The following is a 19,800-nucleotide window of genomic DNA, read 5'->3' as shown; positions in this document are numbered from 1 at the left end:
AGTTCGCTCGCGCCAGGCCGCGGGCAGACTGGATGTGGACAAACGGCCTGACCTGCGAGAAAGCAGGTCAGGCCGTTGTGTGGACCGCAGCTGTCCGCAAGTTGGTCCGGTTGCAGGCCATTCGTGGCGTCGCAAAATGGCTGTTGATCGTCCTTTCCTGATCTGGAGGCAGCCCGCCGCGAGCACGCCGAACACCACCTCGCCGCGGTGCTTTCCCTGCGTACCTTCAGATGAGGCGCCTGCCCCGACGGTTGTGACAGGTTCTGGTCAAGGCCGGTCAAGGCTCGTCCAAATGCCGGACGCCTTCCGCCGCCGGTGATCGGGTTCTCCCCAACGGCTGTACTACCACCCGTTTCCGGAGGATCTGGTGTCAGCACCATCCCGTAAGAGACGATGGCTCACGATCTGCGCCATCACCGCATCCGCCGCCCTCGTCGCGACCCCCGCAGGCGCCGCGTCCGGCAACAGCAAGAGTCCGTACGGAGCCCGGGCCCTCGCCCGGCTCGCCGCCGAACGCGAGCAGTCCGTGGGCGCCATGAGTCCCCGTCTGAAGGGGGAGGACGGGGACGACGGCAACGAGGCGGACGAGATAGCCGAGGGCGCCGACCAGTACGCCGAGGCCCGCACCTCGCCCGGCATCGTCGCCCCCGGCGCGTACGGCGCCGCCTGGACCCGCCTGACCAAGCTGCCGGGCACCGGCGGCAGTTGGCGCAACGTCACCGACCTGCCCTACAACTCCGACGACTCCCGCTACCGGGACATCGACTCCAACTCCAGCGGCGGCTCGGGCAATGTGACCGGCCGGATGGCCGCGATCGCCGCCGACGACGACGGATACGTCTACGCGGGCAGCGCGGGCGGCGGCGTGTGGCGGTCCAGGAAGGGCGGCGGAAACTGGCAGCCCATCAGCGACGGGCTGCCCTCGCAGTCGACCGGCGCGCTCGCGCTGGACGGCGGCGGGCGGCTGTGGCTGGGCACCGGCGAGGCGACCACCAACGCGGACGCCTACCTCGGCAGCGGCGTCTACCTCCTGTCCGACCCGCACCACGGCACCTTCTCCGCCCGCAGCCGGGTCGGCGGCGACGAGCTGGAGTCGACCACCATCCGCCAGCTCCGCTTCGGCGGCGGCAAGGTGTGGGCGGCGACCAGCGCGGGCGTGTGGAGCCACTCCGTCAAGTCGCTGAAGGGCTCCTGGAAGCTGGAGTTCGCGCCCAACCCCGACTATCTGCCGGGCGGTTCGAAGGCGCACGACGACGCGGCCGCGTACAAGAACATCGCCAACGACGTCGCCATCGACCCCAAGAACCCCTCCAGGGTGATCCTCGCGGTCGGCTGGCGCAGCGGCGACGACTACAACGGCTTCTACACCAAGAACTCCAGCGGCGTCTGGACGCGGATCGCCAGCGGCTTCGGCGACCTGCCCACCGACGCCGACAACGTCGGCACGGTCACCTTCGCCCGCGCCGCCGACGGCTCCCGCTACTACGCCGTCGACCAGTCGCCCGAGCAGATGGCATCCAACCCGGACAGCGGCCTCATGGGCATCTACAGCGCCGCCTCGCCGTTCGGGCCCTGGACGCGGATCGCCGACTACAAGGGCCTGGCCGCCGACGGCTCGGCGCTGACGTCCAGCGGCTACATGCCGGGCGTGCAGGCCTGGTACAACCAGTTCCTCACCGTGGACCCGAGCGACCCGAAGCATGTGTACGCGGGTCTGGAGGAGGTCTACGAGACCAAGGACGGCGGCTCCACCTGGTCGACCGTGGGCCCGTACTGGAACTTCACCTTCCCCTGCTGGTCCATCGACCCGGCCAAGCAGTCCGGTGACTGTCACCAGACCACGCACTCCGACCAGCACGGGGTCGCGATCGGCCGCTACCACGGCAAGAGCTTCGTCTACGTCGGCAACGACGGCGGCGTCTACAAGCGTCCGGTCGACGGCTCCCAGGACGCCTCCGGTCACGCCACGGACTGGACTTCGCTGAACGACGGCACCATCGACACCCTGCAGTACTACTCGGTGGGCGTCGGCAAGGACCTCGACCACGGCGGCGTCTCGGTCACCGGCGGTCTGCAGGACAACGGCCAGTCGATCCTGCGGAGCAACGACAAGGTGATGGGTTCCAACTTCGGCGGTGACGGCGGCGACACGCTCACCGACCCGGCCAACGGCTGCGACATCGCCGAGGAATACGTCTACCTCGCCATCCAGGTCACCCAGAACTGTGCGGTGAACAACGGCGGTTGGGTCGACGACGCCACCAAGGCGACCTCGTACAACGTCGCCCCGGCCGACAACGCCACCAGCGAGGCCCGCTTCATCGCCCCGCTCGCGGCCGACCTGAAGAGCAGCTCGACGTGGATCGCGGGCGGCCGGCACATCTGGGTACAGACCCACGGCTACGCCATCCGCAGCGGCGACGAGTGGAAGAGCGTGTACGACCTCGGCGCCGGGCGCACCGCGACCGCCGTGGCGGCATCGGGCGGCAAGGTGTACGCGGCCTGGTGCGGGCCCTGCAACAACCAGGGCTTCGCCCGCGGCATCTCCGTCGGCAACGTGGACGGCACCGGCTGGCACGACATCACCCTGCCCGTGGACGGCACCGTGCCCAACCGCTACCTCAGCGGCTTCGCCGTCGACCCGAAGAACGCCGACCACGTCTTCCTCGCCGTCAACGGCTTCTCCCGGCACTGGACCGAGGGTCCCGGCGCGGGCGTCGGCCACGTCTTCGAGTCCGCCGACGGCGGCACCACCTGGAAGGACATCTCGGCCGACCTGCCCGACGTGCCGACCAACTCCGCGGTCGTCACCCCGAACGGCGGCCTCGCCGTCGCCACCGACCTGGGCGTCGTCTACCGCGCCCCGGGTCACACCAAGTGGCAGCGGGTCGGCGCTCTCCCGGCCGTCGCCGTGCTCCAGCTCAAGCTGAGCCCCGACGGCAAGGCCCTGTACGCGGCCACCCACGGCCGCGGCATCTACACCGTCCAGGTGCGCGACTGCGGCTGACGCACACCGTGCGGTGAAGCGAGGGGTGACCCCGGGTTCTGCGAGGTCACCCCTCCCGCGGGTACGGGACCACGTTCACGTTCAGGGTGAAGGCGGCCTTCGCCGCACCCGCGATGTCCGGCGCCTTCGCCAGCGCGGTGATCCGGGCGCTGCCGCCCCGGGCGCCCGCGGCTCGCAGCGTGGCGTGGGCGGTGCCGTCCGCGTCCAGCCGCCATCCGGACACCAGGACGAACACTGGCGCGGAACTCCGCACGCCCGTCCACCGCCGGTCGTCCGACCGGGGCCGCAGGACCAGGGAGACCACCGTCGCGGGCCGGACGCACAACGGCCGCTGGACCGGGTCACCCGGGGCTACGGCGACCTCTGTCCGTCCCGCTGCACAGCCGGCGGCCGGGGGAGAGGGCGTGACGGACGGCGCGGAGGGCGACGGCGGCGCGGACGTGTGGGTCGGTGTGCCGGACGGCGGCCCCGTCGGCGTACTCCCCGACGAGCCGCCGGCCGCCGACCCGCCGCCGCCCGTCGTGCCGCACGCGGCGAGGACCGTCACCGCGGCGATCGCACAGCCTCCGGCCCACCAGCGCATTCCCGTGCCTCCCGGCCCGTTCTCGATGTCCTGTCAGCGCATGTCCGCCGCGTCGAGCAGGGTGGTCACCGTGGGCGCGACGAGCCCGGTCAGGTTGTCCGCTCCAATTCCCGCGCGGGCGCTGGCGCCGTCGAAGACCAGGATCAGCTGCCGCGCCAGCAGATTCGGGTCGCTCGCCCCGCCCTGCTCGGCCTCGGAGCGGAAGAACGCGGTCAGGTTCGCCTTGACCCGATGGGCGACCCGGCTCGCCGGGTGGTTCTGGTCCTTCAGCTCGATCTGGGCGGCCAGGTACGGGCAGCCGTGGAACTCGGGCGCACCCGCCTGCGACTCCACCTGCTCGAAGACGTGCATGATCCGCTCCCGGTGCGAACGGCCGTCGTCCGCCGCGGGCAGGAGCGTCGCCACGTAGGCGGAGGTGATGTGCTCCAGGCTCGCCGCCAGCAGTTCGTCCTTGCTCTCGAACAGCTGGTACATGGAACGCTTGGACACCCCCGCCGCCTTGCACAGCGCCTCGACGCCGATGCCGACACCGTCACGGTAGGTGAGTGTGGCCGCTGCCTCCAGCAGCCGCTCGCGGGAGCTGGGCTTCGCCTCGGTGGTCATGCTGCGAGGTTAACTCGATTCCAGAAGAATAAAAACGGATCGGTTTCCCTGCTGGGTCAGTGGGATGCCGGGCGTACTCCCGCGCGGGTGAGCCCGGCAGGACGTACAGGGTCTCCTTCACGTCCTCGTCGGAGGGGCAGTAGTCGGACTTGCAGCCGGGGGTGAGCCCACTTCTGGTGCGGCGGGTAGCGCATCACCGCGGGCCGGCGCCGATGTCGAACTCCCAGGACTCCTCGACGCCCGCCCCGCGCAACAGCTCACGGGCGCGCGTGGCGCGGGGCGTCAGGACTGCCGCGGGTTCCGGGGCGAACAGGAAGGCCGCGATGTCGCCGCTGTGGGCGATCTGGAGGCCGAGAGCGCCGCAGGCGCGGGCCGCGGCGAGGAGGCGGTCGAGGCCCGGCACGGGGAGGTGCCGCTGGTTGAGCAGCGCGCTCCGGGTCGCCACTGCGCCGAGCAGAGCCGCGTCCTGGGTGCGCAGGGAACGGCGGAGCAGGACACGCAGCCGGTCGAAGCGGGCGATCTCCGCGCTGTCGTAGCGGGGCGCGGGGAGCGCGAGGGTGTCCACGCCGTGGTCGCCGGCGCGGGAGCCGAAGCCCAGGACGTGCAGCGGCGGCAGACGGTGCCCGAAGTCCTCGACGACCGTGCCCTCGCGCTGCGCGAACAGCACCGTGCTCTCCTCGAACATCAGCGCGTCGGAGGCCGTCTCCGCGCGGACCGCGAGCCGGGCCGCCTCCCGCGCCGTCAGGGGAGCGCCGCACGCGTCCCGCACGGCCCGGACCGCCGCCAGGACGTCGCTGGTGGAGGAGCCGAAGCCACGGCCGGGCGGCGCGTCCCCGACCAGGTCGAGATGGCCGCCCGTCCGCAACTTCCGTCCGTCCAGGGCCAGTTCGGCCGCCCGGCGCGCCTTCTCCTTCCACGGCGGAGAGACGGTGACCTCGCCGCCGGGGACCGGAGTGAAGGTCGCCCGCGTCATATGGAGCGGGCAGGGCAGCGTGACCAGGGCGCGCACGGGAGCGCCCGACGGACCGGTGAACGCGCCCTGCAACAGCTCGCCGTGATGCACGGGAGCCGTGCCCGTGCCCGTGTCTGTGCCCGTGCCCGTGTCTGTGTCTGTGCCCGTGCCCGTGTCTGCGGCCATGGTGATGGCCGTCCGCGTCGACGACACCGTCCGCCCTCCCGCCTCCCGTCTGCCGATCCCGCGTGGTCCCTAGGGGAACGGTTTCGGTTCGGTGACCCAGCCCGCCGCCAGCACCAGCCGGGTGTGGCGGTGCAGGGCGAGGAAGCCGAAGGGGCGGTCGAAGCGGGCCTTGAACGTCGTGGTGATCCAGCGGAGCTGAGGCACCCCGCCGGCCGCCGCCATGGCGAACGCCGTCACCGCGGCCGCCCGGAAGCCCTCCGCGCCGAACTCCGCCGTCGCCGACTGCTGAGCCGACCCGACGGCCAGCGGAAACGCGCTGATACCGGGGAAGTGGCCGTGGTCCGCGTCCCGGGCGGCCGTGAGCCCGAACAGCTCGTGGCGCGCCAGCAGATCGTGGTCGGCGGCGACACCGAACGCCGCCGTCGTGACGTGGAGCGTCGGCGGGGCGGGCGTCCTGGACCGCTCCTTCGTGACGCGCAGGCCCGGACCGACCTCCCCGTAGGGGAGCCGGGGGCCGGGGACGACCGGGTGCCGGCCGGCGAGGAGGCCCACCCCCGCCCCCAGCACCTGCCCCGGCGTCATGTCCTCCTCGCCGAGGAGCAGATGGACGTCGATGCCGTCGGTGCCGAACACCTTCAGCTCGGTGACGTGCCCGTCGGGCGTGTCCGCGACGCCGATACGGTCCAGCAGCAGGGTCTCGCGCGACAGGCCGAGGAAGGTGCGGCTGTTCCAGTGGGCGCTGCGCAGGGGGACCTCGTCGAAGGGCCGCAGCCACCGGGTCCGCAGCGTCAGCGCGCTCGCCAGCACCATCTCGGTGTCGTCCCGCAGCACGACCGGCATCCGCTCCACCAGCCCGTCGGTCCGCTTCACCGCCCAGGCGTCCAGGGCTCCGGCGTCGGCCGCCAGGTCCCCGGTGAGCACCCCGTGCGCCCCGGTCGGCAACCCCGCCTCCCAGGCCTCCCGCAGCTCCAGGGTGCGTTTGGTCCACAGCCCCAGGGCCGTGTCGAGACCGCGCGTCGACTCCATCGCGGTGAGCAACTCGCGCCCGGCGGCGGCGGCTTCGCCCGAGGGCACACCGAGGGCCCCGGCCAGTTCCTCCCGCGCCGGGCCCGACGCCCCGTCCGCGAGGAAGGCGAGCAGCGGCCACACCCCCGCCGCCGAGAAGACGGCGCCGCGCCCGCCCGCGTCCACGGCCCCCGCCCACCGGGCGGTGAGGCCGTTCACCGCCCGGATCGTCGTATTCACGACCGACTCCCCCACTCTCGACTTGGCTCGTGCCGCGCTTACGATGCGCCCAGTCGTTCTGCTTCGACAACCGCCTGACCGTCCGAAACCAGGAGCACGGTACTCGTGTCCATACCTCCGCCTCCCGGGCCCCACCAGCCCCAGGACCCGTACCAGCCTCCGCAGCCGCAGAGTCCGTACCCGCAGGACCCCTTCGCCCCGCCCCCGCAGGGCCCGCCCGGGTATCCCGGGCCGGGACCGTATCCGCAGGCCCCCTACGGGGCGGCGCCCTACCCGGTGTGGGGGCAGGGGTACACCCCCTTCGGGCGGCCTTCGGCGATCAACGGGGTGGCCATCGCCGCCCTGGTCCTCGGCATCCTCTGTTTCGTACCGGCCGTGGGTCTGGTGCTCGGGATCATCGCGCTGGTGCAGATCAAGAAGCGGGGGGAGCGCGGCAAGGGGATGGCGGTCGTGGGCGCGATCCTGTCCTCCGTGGGGCTCGCGCTGTGGGTCCTGGCGCTGGCCACGGGCGGCGCCTCCGAGTTCTGGGACGGGTTCAAGGAGGGCGCGCGCCCCAACTCCAGCTTCGCGCTGGCCAAGGGCGACTGCTTCGACGTGCCGGGCAAGACCTTCGACGAGGACGTCTACGACGTCGACGAGGTGGCCTGCGCCGGTGAGCACGACGCCGAGGTGTTCGCCACGGTCCCGCTGTCCGGCAGCGACTTCCCGGGCGACGACCGCGTCACCGACGTGGCCGAGGACAAGTGCTACGACCTGGAGAACGCCTATGCGATGGACGCCTGGGCGGTGACCGACGAGGTCGACGTCTACTACCTCACGCCCACCTCCGAGAGCTGGGAGTGGGGCGACCACGAGATCACCTGCGTGTTCGCCAACACGGACGAGCAGGGCACTTTGACGGGCTCGCTGCGCACCGACGAGACGACCCTCGACGCCGACCAACTGGCCTTCCTGAAGGCGATGACCGCAGTCGACCAGGTCCTCTTCGAGGAGCCGGAGGCATACGCCGAGGAGGACCTGGCGAGCAACCGGACCTGGGCCGGGGACATCGGCGACGCGACCGACGAACAGGCGGCTGCGCTCGGCGCGCACACCTGGTCCACGAAGGCCCGCGCCCCCCTCGCGGCCCTGGTGAAGGACATGCGGGCCGCGGGCAAGGAGTGGGCGGCGGCGGAGAAGGCCACGACGGTGGACGGCTTCTACACGCACTACGACACCGCCTACAAGTACGTCGACGGCCGCTCCACGGTCACCGTCCGCAAGGCCCTGGGGCTGGCCACGACCCCGCCCACGTACGACGAGGACGGCGGCGGGAGGGGAGGCGGCGGCGCGGGCCGGGGCGACAGCGACAGCGGTCTGGATGTGTGATCGCCTGTATGACCACGCGTGCTCATGTGTGTGCTCATGCGTGTGCTCACGCGTGTGATTACGTCCATAGCGGGGAGAAAGTGCCTGGGTAAAGCGTTTCCCGGGCAGATGTCATCACATCGAGTGATTCTCTGGCCTTTGCTTGCATGGCACAACCCACGGTTGCCAGGCTGTAGCTGTCTGTACAACCTGATGGGAGTGGCCAGTGACATTCGGTGAGCAGCCGGCGTATCTGCGTGTCGCGGGTGATCTTCGCAAGAAGATCACCGACGGGTCGCTGCCACCCCACACCCGTCTCCCGTCCCAGGCGAGAATCCGCGAGGAGTACGGCGTCTCCGACACGGTCGCGCTCGAGGCGCGCAAGGTGCTGATGGCCGAGGGCCTCGTCGAGGGCCGCTCCGGGTCGGGCACGTACGTGCGTGAGCGGCCCGTGCCGCGCCGGATCGCCCGCTCCGGCTACCGCCCCGTCAGCGGCGCCACGCCGTTCCGTCAGGAGCAGGCCGAGGGGCACCACCGCGGGACCTGGGAGTCCAGCAGCGAGCAGGTCGAGGCGTGCGTCGACGTCGCGGAGCGGCTGGGCATCCAGGTCGGCGACCGCGTGATGCGCACCAAGTACGTCTTCCGGGAGGCCGGTGAGGCGATGATGCTGTCCACCTCCTGGGAGCCCCTAGCCGTCACCGGCCGCACCCCCGTCATGCTGCCCGAGGAGGGTCCGCTCGGCGGCATGGGCGTCGTCGAGCGGATGCGCGCCATCGACGTCATCGTCGACAACGTCACGGAGGAGGTCGGCGCCCGGCCCGGTCTGGCCGAGGAACTCCTCACGCTCGGTGGCGTCCCGGGACACGTCGTCCTGGTCGTCCACCGCACGTACTACGCCTCCGGCCGCCCGGTCGAGACGGCCGACGTGGTGATCCCGGCCGACCGCTACCAGGTCGCCTACCACCTACCGGTGAAGTAGGGCCAGCAGGACCAGTGAGGCCAGCGGGACCAGTGAGGCCAGCGGGACCAGTAAGGCCAGCGGGACCAGTAAGGCCGGTTCGGCCGCCGCGGCGCGTGGCGGGTCGCCCACCGGTGGCGGAAGCGAAGCGGTGGAGGCGGGAGCGCGGCCCGGGAGGTAGTGCATTCGTCCGGGAGGCGCACACCCTTCCGGCAGTTGCCCCCGGTATCGGCGCCTCGCGGGGCTGCCCGACCGCCGTCGGAATCCGGTCGTTTCCTGCCGTTCCCGCAGGTCGCCCGGTAGGCGCCCGGATCCCCGCCAACCGGACGCATCGCCGCGCGCGCACGGCGCGCTCGGTCCCGTGCGCCCCCTGCGTCTTGGCTGGTTGCGTACCTCTTTGTGCAAAGCCGTGTTCGGTGCGTAAAGGTAAGGCGTACGCTCGGGCATATGCGGATTGCGGTTTCCTTGGCAGGCGGGGCGCACGGCGTGCCGCGTACGGGATCCGGACGGCCCGGGGCGAGAAGGGGGAGTGGGGGGCGATGAACGACAGCACCATCGCTCTGCCCTGGCTGGTGATACGGCAGGACGACAACGGCAATCGCTACAGCGTGGGCAGATATGCCACCCGGGCCGAGGCCCAGGGGATCGCGGACACCCTCGACAGCCGCGGCCACAAACAGCTGTACTGGGTCGAACGCATAGGGCAGGGCCAGGGCGAATCCCAGGCACAGGCCCAGGCCCAGGCGCAGCACGGAGACGGCACCCTGAACTGACGTATCCCACGGTCCCGTAGGCTCCGCCGCATGACGGAACGGATCGTGGTGGTGGGAGCCGCCCTGCTCGACGGCGGCCGCCTGCTCGCCGCGCGCCGCAGCGCGCCCGAGGAACTCGCCGGGCGCTGGGAGCTGCCCGGCGGCAAGGTCGAGGAGGGCGAGGCGCCCGAAGCGGCCCTGGTGCGCGAACTGCGCGAGGAACTCGGCGTCGACGCCGAGACCGTCGAGCGCGTCCCGGGGGAGTGGCCCCTGAGACCTCCCTACGTCCTTCAGGTGTGGACCGCCTGCCTGCGCCCCGGCTCCGCGGCCCCCCGTCCCCTTCAGGACCACGACGCCCTGCGCTGGCTCACCCCGGACGAGATCTGGCACGTCGACTGGCTCGACCAGGACGTACCCGCAGTACGCGAAACCCTCGCCAGACTCAACACCCGAGCCCGCTGATCCGAGGCTGCTCCGCCTCTTTGGAAGGCGCGGGGGCGCGTTGATCGTGGAGCGGGGTGGCTCGTACGCCGTTTGTGCCACAGTGCGCCGTGGTGTGCGGTACCGCCTCGCAGATATCGGGTATGTGCCCATTAAACCCACGAAACCGGACATGGGTGTACTCGCTGGCCTGGGAAGTGATCGGCGTGATCGACACCGAAGGCGACCGCGCCGAATGGACGTTCTCCGCGGACCCCGGTGCGGTGCGCACCGCCCGCGGCGCCGTCCGGAGCCAGTTGCACGACTGGGGCCTCGACAGCCTGGGCGACCTCGCGGCCCTGCTGGTCAGCGAGCTGGTCACCAACGCCCTGCGGCATGCCACCGGGCCCATCGGCCTCCGCCTGGTGCGCCCCGCGGGCCTGGAGGGCGTGCTGCTGGTCGAGGTCTCCGACCCGCTGCCGGACCCGCCCCGCGAGCGCGTCGCCCGGCTCGACGACGAGAGCGGGCGCGGACTGCAACTCGTCGCCTCCTCCTCGCGCCGGTGGGGCACCCGTCCCGGGGACGCCGGGAAAACCGTCTGGTTCGAGCTCGCGGTACCGGGTTGACGCGCCGTCTCGCGGGGATGAGCCGGTGTACAGCCGGGGTGGCCGTGTCCCCCCTCCGGCTCCGGTCGAGACCGGTCCCGGAAGGTGTGGTTCGACGGCGTGCCCGCTGGTTAGAAGACTGGAAGTGTTGACGCGGCACGGTCCGAAAAAAGCCTGGACCGTGCTGTGATCGTGAACACCGTGTCGTGCGGACCCGTAGTGCTGGATACTGCGGGCAGCCGCTGCCGGTGACCGGTGCCGGACGCGGTGAGCTGGAGGGGACGGTTCGCGTGAGCGAGATACCAGCGAAGGCCACGGAGTCCGAGGACCCGTCGGGCGGCGCGAGGGTGAGGGCCGCGAGTGCGCTCGCCGCCGACGCCGCGCGCGACTTCGCCGACGGGTCGGGCGAGGCGGCGACGCCGGGTGACGCCATGTGGCAGAGCAGTCCGCCCGGCTCGATCTACGACTACATCAAGGTCGCCTCGTTCTCCATCGGCCCCGACGGACTCGTCGACCAGTGGAGTCTGCGCGCCGAGCAGATCTTCGGCATCCCCGCCGACAGAGCCGTCGGCATGGACCCCATCGAGGCGTTCGTCGACCCGGACCTGCGCGAGCGCGGCCAGCGCAAGATGGCCGAGATCCTCGACGGGCGCGAGTGGACCGGCGTGGTCCCCTTCCGGATGCCCGACCCGGTGCCCGGCGGCGGGCGCGGCGAGCGGGGCCTCGCCGAGGTGTACGTCATGCCGACGCGCAGCCTGGACGGCGAGAGGGCCGCCGTGTGCATCGTCGTCGACGTCCGCACGCTCCGCAGCATCGAGACCGACCTCGCCGCCTCGCAGTCGATTTTCGGCCAATCCCCGTTCGGTTTCCTGCTGATCGACACCGAGCTGCGGGTCCGCCGCGCCAACGAGCGGTTCGCCTCCATCTTCGGCGGCAGTCCCGACGACCACCACGGCAAGGGCGTGCACGACTATCTGCCCCGGCCCGAGGCCGACCGGGTCAGCGCCACCCTGCGCCGGGTCCTGGAGACCGGCGACTCCATCACGGACATGCACATCACCGGCTTCGTCCCGGGCTCCGACGAGCGCCGGCACTGGTCGATCAACCTCTACCGCGTGCACAGTGGTTCCGGCCGCCCCATCGGCATCGCCTGGCTCGGCACCGACAACACCGCCCGCCGCGCCGCCGCCCGCGAGGCCGCCGCCGCACGGCGCAATCTCGCCCTTCTGAACGAGGCGGGCGCCCGCATAGGGAACTCCCTCGACCTGGAGACGACCGCGCGCGAACTCCTCGACGTCGTCGTGCCCGGTTTCTGCGACCTCGCCACCGTCGACCTCTACCAGGGTCTCCTGGCCGGCGACGAGACGCCGCCCGGCCTCGCCGACGGCAGCGCCGAACTGCGCAGGGTCGCCTACTCCTCCGCCGTCTCCGACGTCCCCTTCGTCGGCACCGGCGCGCCCGTCGCCGTCGGCGCCGTCCACCACTTCCCGTTCAACTCGCCCTGCGCGGACGCCCTGCGCACCGCACGCCCGCAGGCCATCCCCGGCGAGGAGGGCGGCCTGGTGCAGTCCACCCTCGCCGTGCCGATGGTCGCCCACGACACCGTTGTCGGCCTGGCGAAGTTCTCACGGACCAAGGGCAGCGAGCCGTTCGGGGACCGCGACCGGGATCTCGCCGTGGAGCTGGCGGCGCGGGCCGCGGTCTGCATCGACAACGCGCGGCTCTACCGGCGCGAGCACGAGCGGGCGTTGATACTGCAGCGGTCGCTGCTGCCGCCCGGCGACCCGGTCGCCTCGGGCCTCGACATCGCCTGCCGCTACCTCCCCGGCAACGCCTCCACCGGTCGGCCCAGCGAGGTCGGTGGCGACTGGTTCGACGTCATCGAACTGCCCGGACACCGCACCGCGTTGGTGGTCGGCGACGTCATGGGGCGCGGGCTGCGCGCCGCGGTCGCCATGGGCGAACTCCGTACGGCCGTGCGCACCTTGGCCCTGCTCGACCTCGAACCGGCCGAAGTCCTCTCCGCGCTGGACGAGATCGCGCGCGGCCTCGGCACGCCGGGCGGCGTCCAGCAGGCCACCCGGGCCGCCCGCCGCCCCCGCGAGGCCGACCTGTCCGAGGTGTACCTCGCGACATGCGTGTACGCGGTCTACGACTCCGTGACCCGCCGCTGCACCTTCGCCAACGCGGGCCATCTGCCCCCGGTCCTGGTCGAACCCGGTGAGCCGGCGCTGATGCTGGACGTGCCGCCGGGCATGCCGCTCGGCGTCGGGGGCGAGCCCTTCGAGGAGGTGGAGGTCGAACTCCCCGAAGGCGCGCTGCTGGCGCTCTACACGGATGGACTCGTCGAATCGCGCGACCATCCGCTGGACGAGGGCCTCAACGCGTTCGTCGGGGCGCTGACGGACCCGGTCAGTCCGCTGGAGGACGTCTGCGACCACGTCCTCAACACCCTCGACTCGCACCACGGCGAGGACGACATCGCGCTGCTCATGGCACGGGTCCAGGGCCTGCCCGCCGACTCGGTCGGCGACTGGACGCTGCCGCGCGAGCCGCGCAGCGTGGGCCGGGCTCGCGAGTACGCGCGCGGCCAGCTGCTCTCCTGGGACCTCGAACCCCTCGTCGACACGACGGAACTGCTGGTCAGCGAGCTGGTCACGAACGCGCTGCGGTACGGCGAGGGCGAGATCAGGCTCCGGCTGCTGCTGGACCGCACCCTGGTCTGCGAGGTCTGGGACTCGGGCCTCGTCCAGCCGCGCCGCCGCCGCGCCCGGGACACCGACGAGGGCGGCCGGGGCCTCCAGCTCGTGGGCCTCCTCTCGGCGGCCTGGGGCTCGCGCCGCACCCCACGCGGCAAGACGGTGTGGTTCGAACTCCCCCTACCCGACGGCGAAACAGGCCTGACGGACCCGGCAGAGGCCCTGTTGAGCCTGTTCTGACCCACGACCACGACCACGCCCGGGCTACGGCCGACGACGACCACGCGCGGGCTGCAACCGACGAACCCGGCCGGCTTGTGTGTGGCTGTGCCGGTGTGGGGCCTATCCGGGGGTGGGGGCGGTTGGGGTGGTGAAGCCTGTGGGGGTGCCGGTCTCGGGGTTGTCGGGTGGGACTATGCCGCCGATGACGGCGCCGCCGGTGCCTGCCGTTGCGGACGGGTAGGGGGTGCCGTGCGTTCTCACGTCGAGTTCGGCCAGTTCGCGGGCCGTCAGGGCGAGGGCGTCGGCGGGTGGGCGGTCCGCGGGGTCCCCTGTCGCGAGGAGGCGTTGCGCCTCGGCGAGGCGGGTGCGGGCGGTAGCGCCGACCGCGCCGCGGTGCGTCGCCACGAAGTCGGCCGCGGCGGCGGTGGCGGTGCGGGCGGTGATCAGCGCGGCGGCCGGCAGCACCCCGGCCCGCCCGGAGGCCACCGGCGCGGTCGCCCGCACGATCCGGCGCAGCACGCCGAGCGGATCGTAGGGCTGCCCTCCCGTCACCTCCTGCCGTACGGAGTCCAGCACGGCGTCGGCATGCGCCAGCCGGGCGTGCAGCTCGCCCGGCGGTGTGCCGGCGGGGCCGTGGGCGGTTTCTCCGGCCCGAACCCAGGACAGTTCGGCCTCCGCGCCCGTGAGCGCGGCCGGGATCGTCTGCTCGGCCGACCGTAGCTCCGTGGCCAGCCGGTCGACGCCCTCGACGAAGACGGCCGCCTGGTCGACGGCGCCCTCGGCGGCACGCAGATGCCGCGCCGCCGGCTCCGGCCGGCCCGAATCGGCCGCCTGGCGGGCCTGGTTGAGCCGGACCGTGGCGAACACCAGCCGGTCCTTGGCCTGTTCGACGTTGCCGGTGACGGAGGCGGTCGCGGTCGGCGCGTACCGGGCCCGTAGCCCGGCGAGGACGGCTTCAGCGACCCCCGCACGCCCCGTCAGCTCCCGGAACCTGCCTTCGGCGACCCCCAACGCCCCCAACACCCCTGACGCGCCCCACGCCTCCGACGCCCCCGGCGTCCCCAGCGCCTCATCCGTCCCTCGTTCCAGCCCCCGCAGCTCACTGAACGCGTCGGCCACGGCGTCCAGCCGCCGTCCGGCCTCCTCGCACCGCCCGATGATCCCGGCGAGCGCGTGCCCCCGGGCCGCCTCCTCCGCCGGCACCCCCTCGTCGTACCGCTGCCGCATCCGGAACGCCGCGGCGAGTTCGGACTCCGCCTCGCGGACGGCCCTGCGGAAGCCCACGACGGCCTCCGCCCCGAACAGCGTCTCGGCGAAGCCGAGTTCGGTGCGCGCCGCGCGGAGCCGGTTGTCGGCCTCGACCAGCGCCCCGCGGGACTGCTCGTCGCGGGCGGTGAGCGGCGGCGACGCCTTCGGCGGCGGGCTGCCGGCCCTGCCGGGCGTGGTCCGCTCCCGGGCGCGACGGACCCGGCGCACGTACCCGTATCCGGCGACCACGCCCACCGCGCCGACCGCGACGAGCGGGAGCACCAGATCGACGGTGGACGTCTCGTCCTCGTCGGCCGCGACGGCGCTCGCGGCGGGCACCGGCTCCTTGATCGCAACCGGAGCGTCGTCACCGGACGTCATCCCCGGCAACACCAGCCACACGACCCCAAGCGCGCCACCCAGCACGGCATGGGCCACCCGCACGGATATGTGCGACCCGGCGGGCCGCGTTCGGCCTCGAAGCGAGGAGGAAGAGGTCACATTTGGGAGCGTATGGCCGCGAATACGGCCACGCGACCGGGATGCACCCGAGGCGGGGGCCGTGGGGCAGAACGACACGGAGGGGGACCGGCGATGAAACGATCACCGGGGCGGACGGGGCCGGACGGGAACGCGGAGACGGGTGAGGAACCCGCGGCGGAGGCGCCGGCGGGGACCGACGTGGCGGAGGCAACGGAGGAGCAGCGGGAAGAACACGAGGAGCGGGAAGAACCGCAGGAGTCGCAGCAGGCAACCACCCCCGCCGACGGCGCGGGCGTCTCGGCGGGGCCGCCCGGTGACGGCGAAGCCGAGGCAGGAGGTCGGCGCGGGCGGCGTGGGCGGCGGCTGCGCCGCGTCGCGCTCGTCGTCGCACTGGTCCTGCTCGGCCCGGTTCTCGTCGCCGAGGCGGCTCTCCGGGTGAACTACATGGGCGACCCGGCCGACGGCACCCGCACCCGCGGCAAGGACGCCATCTGGCTGGGACACGCCTGGGTCGACGGGCGGAAGACCGACGCCGACGTCAAGGCGCTGGCCGGCCGGCTGCGGGACACCGGGATGCGCGACCTGTACGTCCACGCCGGCCCCCTGGAGCACAACGGCACGCTCCCCGCGTCCGCGTACGCCAACGCGCGGTGGTTCATAGCCGCCGTGCACCGGGAGGCGCCGGGGCTCCGCGTCCAGGCCTGGCTCGGCGACGTGCTCGCCAGTGAGAGCCCGGACGGCATGCGGCTGGAGCGGGCCGAGACCCGCGCCGCCGTCGTCCGGTCGACCCGCGAGATCCTCGCCGCCGGCTTCCAGGGCGCCCACTTCGATCTCGAACCCCTCCACTCCGACGACGCCGACTACCTCACCCTCCTCGACTCCCTGCGCGCCGTGACCCGCGCCGCGAACGCCCAACTCTCCGTCGCCGCCCACCAGATCGACCCGGTGCCCGGCTTCCACTCCTTCTGGGGCGCGACCACCGGCCACCCCAAGTGGTGGTCGCAGCGGTTCTTCGGCCAGGTCGCCCGCCGCGTCGACCAGATCGCCGTGATGTCGTACGACACCATGCAGCCGCTGCAGAGCACCTACGGCGGCTACGTCGCCCAGCAGACCTCCCTCGCCCTGGAGGTCACCCCGGACTCCACCGACCTCCTGATGGGTCTGCCCTTCTACCGGGAGAACCGTTTCGGCCACTGGGCGCACGCGGAGACCGTGGCCGCCGCCGTCCGGGGCGTCCGCCTGGGCCTGTCCCGCACCGACGCCGACCGCGCGAACTTCGGCGTCGCGGCGTACGTCGACTTCGCGGCGTCGGAGACCGACTGGACGTCGTACGAGGAGGGATGGGTCCGGTAGGCGCGGCGCCGAGCGGCGCTTTCCCAAGTCCGGGCCTCGGCCGGGCCATCGTCGGGTCAAAGGTTCTCGCGGGCGGTGGAGGGCCTGCGATCATGAGCGCCATGCACTGGATTCTGGTGGGGGTGGCCGCACTCGCCGTCACGGTTCTGGCCGCGGGCGGTGTGGCGGGTGTCACGACCGGCTGGGTCGCGCCGTGGGGCAGGTCGAGGGTCCTCAGGCCGCGGCTGTGGGGCTGGGGATCGCTGATCGCCGCGACCGGAGCAACGGTGTGGATGTTCGTGGGTCCGCTGTCCGGTCCCCCGCACGGCGTGTCGGCCTATGTCGCGTGGGCAGGCTGGGTCGTGTTCATGGTGGGGTTGCTGATCCAGATCCGCGCCCGGCGTCCCGGCCGCACGCCCCTGCCGCCCCCGACGTCTACGAAGGCCGCCTCCTGATCTTCGACCCCAGCCACACCAGCGGGTCGTACTTACGGTCGACCGCGCGTTCCTTCAGGGGGATCAGCGCGTTGTCCGTGATCTTGATGCCTTCGGGGCAGACCTCCGTGCAGCACTTGGTGATGTTGCAGTAGCCGAGGCCGTGTTCGTCCTGGGCCGTGCGCTTGCGGTCGACGCCGGACTCCTCGGCCGCGTCCAGCGGGTGCATGTCCAGCTCGGCGACCCGCATGAGGAAGCGGGGACCCGCGAACGCCGTCTTGTTCTCCTCGTGGTCGCGGACCACATGGCAGGTGTCCTGGCACAGGAAGCACTCGATGCACTTGCGGAACTCCTGCGGACGGTCCACGTCCTCCTGGAACATCCGGTACTCGCCGGGCCCGACCCCCTCGGGCGGCACGAACGCCGGCACCTCCCGCGCCTTCTGGTAGTTGAACCCGACGTCCGTGACGAGGTCGCGGATCACCGGGAAGGCGCGCAGCGGGGTGACGGTGATGGTCTCCGCGCGGTCGAAGACCGACATACGGGTCATGCACATCAGCCGGGGCCGACCGTTGATCTCCGCCGAGCACGACCCGCACTTGCCCGCCTTGCAGTTCCAGCGGACGGCGAGATCGGGCGCCTGGGTGGCCTGGAGACGGTGGATGATGTCCAGGACCACCTCCCCGTCGTTCACCTCGACCTTGAAGTCGTCCAGGCCGCCGCCGCGCACATCACCCCGCCACACCTTGAAGTGGGCGTCGTAGCTGCTCATTCGTACAGCTCCTCTTCGGTGAGGTACTTGACCAGCTCCTCCTTCTCGAAGAGGGCGAGCAGGTCGGGGCGGATGGGCTCGGTGGTCTCGCGGGTGAGGGTGATCCGGCCCTGGACGGGGTCCGTCGACTCCGCATCGCCGAAGAGGTCCGCCAGTGCGCACAGCAGGTTGACGTTGCGCCACCTGCGGTCCATCGTCGGGTGGTCCTCGCGGGTGTGGCCGCCGCGCGACTCCGTGCGCTCCAGGGCCGCCCGGGCCACGCACTCGCTGACCAGCAGCATGTTGCGCAGGTCCAGCGCCAGGTGCCAGCCCGGGTTGAACTGCCGGTGCCCCTCGACTCCGGCCCGCCGCGCCCGTACGCGCAACTCGGCCAGCTTCTGAAGGGCCTGCTCCATCTCGCCCTCGCGGCGGATGATGCCGACCAGGTCGTTCATGGTCTGCTGGAGTTCCTGATGGAGGGTGTACGGGTTCTCGGGCGGGCCGCCGTCGGGGGCGGCGGGGCCCTCCGCGGAGAACGGCCGCAGCGCCTCCGCGGCCGCAGCGTCGACCTGTGCGTCGGCCACCGCCGGGCGTCCCGCGCCGAGGGCCGCCGTGTACTGCGCGGCGTGCAGGCCCGCCCGGCGGCCGAACACCAGCAGGTCGGAGAGCGAGTTGCCGCCGAGCCGGTTGGAGCCGTGCATGCCGCCGGCCACCTCACCGGCCGCGAACAGGCCCGGCACGCCGCGCGCGGCGGCCGTCTCGGAGTCGACCGCGATGCCGCCCATCACGTAGTGACAGGTCGGCCCGACCTCCATGGCCTCCGCGGTGATGTCGACGTCCGCCAGCTCCTTGAACTGGTGGTACATGGACGGGAGCCGGCGGCGGATGACCTCGGCCGGCATGCGCGTGGACACGTCGAGGAAGACTCCGCCGTGCGGGGAGCCGCGGCCCGCCTTCACCTCCGAGTTGATCGCGCGGGCCACCTCGTCACGCGGGAGGAGCTCCGGCGGTCGCCGGTTGTGGTCCGGGTCCTCGTACCAGCGGTCGCCCTCCTCCTCCGACTCCGCGTACTTCTCCTTGAAGACGTCGGGGACGTAGTCGAACATGAACCGCTTGCCCTCGGAGTTGCGCAGCACCCCGCCGTCCCCGCGGACGGACTCCGTGACGAGGATGCCCTTCACCGACGGCGGCCAGACCATGCCCGTCGGGTGGAACTGCACGAACTCCATGTTGAGCAGCGGGGCGCCGGCCAGCAGGGCCAGCGCGTGGCCGTCGCCGGTGTACTCCCACGAGTTCGACGTCACCTTGAAGGACTTGCCGATGCCGCCGGTCGCGATCACCACGGAGGGCGCCTGCAGGACGAAGAAACGGCCGCTCTCGCGCTCGTAGGCGAAGACGCCGCTGACCCTCGATCCGTCTTTCAGGACCCGGGTGACCGTGCACTCCTGGAAGACCTTCAGCCGGGACTCGTAGTCGCCGGTCTCCTTGAAGTCCTCCTGCTGGAGGGAGACGATCTTCTGCTGGAGGGTGCGGATCAGCTCCAGGCCCGTACGGTCGCCGACGTGCGCGAGGCGTGGGTACTCGTGGCCGCCGAAGTTGCGCTGCGAGATCCGGCCGTCCTTGGTGCGGTCGAACAGGGCGCCCCAGGTCTCCAGCTCCCACACCCGGTCCGGGGCCTCCTGGGCGTGCAGCTCGGCCATCCGCCACTGGTTGAGGAACTTCCCGCCGCGCAGGGTGTCGCGGAAGTGGACCTGCCAGTTGTCGTGCTCGTTGGCGTTGGCCATCGCCGCCGCGATGCCGCCCTCGGCCATCACCGTGTGCGCCTTGCCGAACAGCGACTTGCAGATGACGGCGGTGCGGGCGCCGCGCTCGCGGGCCTCGATGGCGGCCCGCAGCCCGGCGCCTCCCGCCCCGACCACGACGACGTCCCACTCCTGGCGGTCGACCACGGACATCAGCAGGCCCCACTCATC

General features: G+C 72.2%; 16 protein-coding genes. 9 read left to right on the top strand and 7 right to left on the bottom strand.

The annotated features are described in order from the left end of the window. Positions 1–367 precede the first annotated feature (367 nt). Positions 368–3,007: a glycosyl hydrolase gene (locus ACIBTS_RS36610; protein ID WP_399324999.1), complete on the top strand. Its 2,640-nt coding sequence runs from the start codon at positions 368–370 to the stop codon at positions 3,005–3,007. Between the two features lie 46 nt (positions 3,008–3,053). Here ACIBTS_RS36610 and ACIBTS_RS36605 read toward each other — a convergent pair whose 3' ends face one another. From ACIBTS_RS36605 to ACIBTS_RS36590, 4 genes are all read right to left on the bottom strand, one after another. Then, a complete protein-coding gene (locus ACIBTS_RS36605) occupies positions 3,054–3,590 on the bottom strand; it encodes a hypothetical protein (RefSeq protein ID WP_399324998.1) in 537 nt (178 codons plus the stop codon). A gap of 33 nt (positions 3,591–3,623) precedes the next feature. After that, positions 3,624–4,193 carry a TetR/AcrR family transcriptional regulator gene (locus tag ACIBTS_RS36600; RefSeq protein WP_399324997.1) on the bottom strand — a complete coding sequence of 190 codons (570 nt, stop codon included), beginning with the start codon at positions 4,191–4,193 and terminating at the stop codon, positions 3,624–3,626. 193 nt (positions 4,194–4,386) lie between these two features. After that, positions 4,387–5,331 (bottom strand): kinase, encoded by a 945-nt coding sequence (locus ACIBTS_RS36595; RefSeq protein WP_399324996.1) that lies wholly within the window; start codon positions 5,329–5,331, stop codon positions 4,387–4,389. Between the two features lie 69 nt (positions 5,332–5,400). After that, positions 5,401–6,576: a serpin family protein gene (locus tag ACIBTS_RS36590; protein WP_399324995.1), complete on the bottom strand. Its 1,176-nt coding sequence runs from the start codon at positions 6,574–6,576 to the stop codon at positions 5,401–5,403. A gap of 105 nt (positions 6,577–6,681) precedes the next feature. Here ACIBTS_RS36590 and ACIBTS_RS36585 point away from each other — a divergent pair, with 105 nt between their 5' ends. The 6 genes from ACIBTS_RS36585 (at position 6,682) to ACIBTS_RS36560 (ending at position 13,597) form a co-directional block, all read left to right on the top strand. Then, entirely contained in the window at positions 6,682–7,944 is a 1,263-nt protein-coding gene (locus tag ACIBTS_RS36585) for a DUF4190 domain-containing protein (RefSeq protein WP_399324994.1), read from the top strand. Between the two features lie 205 nt (positions 7,945–8,149). After that, a complete protein-coding gene (locus ACIBTS_RS36580; RefSeq protein ID WP_334577471.1) occupies positions 8,150–8,902 on the top strand; it encodes a GntR family transcriptional regulator in 753 nt (250 codons plus the stop codon). A gap of 518 nt (positions 8,903–9,420) precedes the next feature. Beyond that, a complete protein-coding gene (locus ACIBTS_RS36575; protein WP_399324993.1) occupies positions 9,421–9,654 on the top strand; it encodes a hypothetical protein in 234 nt (77 codons plus the stop codon). Between the two features lie 30 nt (positions 9,655–9,684). Further along, complete coding sequence (locus ACIBTS_RS36570; RefSeq protein WP_319342567.1) at positions 9,685–10,095, top strand: NUDIX domain-containing protein; 411 nt, start codon at positions 9,685–9,687, stop codon at positions 10,093–10,095. A gap of 155 nt (positions 10,096–10,250) precedes the next feature. After that, positions 10,251–10,679: an ATP-binding protein gene (locus ACIBTS_RS36565; protein ID WP_399324992.1), complete on the top strand. Its 429-nt coding sequence runs from the start codon at positions 10,251–10,253 to the stop codon at positions 10,677–10,679. Positions 10,680–10,948: 269 nt separating this feature from the next. Next, entirely contained in the window at positions 10,949–13,597 is a 2,649-nt protein-coding gene (locus ACIBTS_RS36560) for a SpoIIE family protein phosphatase (RefSeq protein WP_399324991.1), read from the top strand. Between the two features lie 102 nt (positions 13,598–13,699). Here ACIBTS_RS36560 and ACIBTS_RS36555 read toward each other — a convergent pair whose 3' ends face one another. Then, positions 13,700–15,208: a hypothetical protein gene (locus ACIBTS_RS36555; RefSeq protein ID WP_399324990.1), complete on the bottom strand. Its 1,509-nt coding sequence runs from the start codon at positions 15,206–15,208 to the stop codon at positions 13,700–13,702. Between the two features lie 213 nt (positions 15,209–15,421). Between ACIBTS_RS36555 and ACIBTS_RS36550 the strand changes: the two genes are divergently transcribed. Further along, the gene (locus ACIBTS_RS36550; RefSeq protein ID WP_399324989.1) at positions 15,422–16,663 is read left to right on the top strand and encodes a hypothetical protein; all 1,242 of its coding nucleotides are present in this window, start codon (positions 15,422–15,424) and stop codon (positions 16,661–16,663) included. A gap of 92 nt (positions 16,664–16,755) precedes the next feature. After that, positions 16,756–17,097, top strand: coding sequence for a hypothetical protein (locus ACIBTS_RS36545; protein WP_399324988.1), 342 nt, complete (start codon positions 16,756–16,758; stop codon positions 17,095–17,097). Here the strand turns inward: ACIBTS_RS36545 and ACIBTS_RS36540 are convergent. Together ACIBTS_RS36540 and ACIBTS_RS36535 are read right to left on the bottom strand one after the other, a co-directional pair. Next, positions 17,078–17,848, bottom strand: coding sequence for a succinate dehydrogenase/fumarate reductase iron-sulfur subunit (locus ACIBTS_RS36540; protein WP_319676094.1), 771 nt, complete (start codon positions 17,846–17,848; stop codon positions 17,078–17,080). The genes ACIBTS_RS36545 and ACIBTS_RS36540 overlap by 20 nt on opposite strands. Next, on the bottom strand, positions 17,845–19,782 hold the full coding sequence (locus tag ACIBTS_RS36535) for a fumarate reductase/succinate dehydrogenase flavoprotein subunit (protein ID WP_399324986.1): 1,938 nt from the start codon (positions 19,780–19,782) through the stop codon (positions 17,845–17,847). Before ACIBTS_RS36535 ends, ACIBTS_RS36540 begins: the two co-directional genes overlap by 4 nt. Positions 19,783–19,800: the final 18 nt, after the last annotated feature.

It is taken from the genome of Streptomyces sp. NPDC050121, from assembly GCF_044460385.1.
In the GTDB taxonomy this organism is placed as follows: Bacteria; Actinomycetota; Actinomycetes; order Streptomycetales; family Streptomycetaceae; genus Streptomyces; species Streptomyces soliscabiei.
Note: the sequence above shows the minus strand (reverse complement) of the source record. Positions and strands in the feature narration are given on the sequence as shown.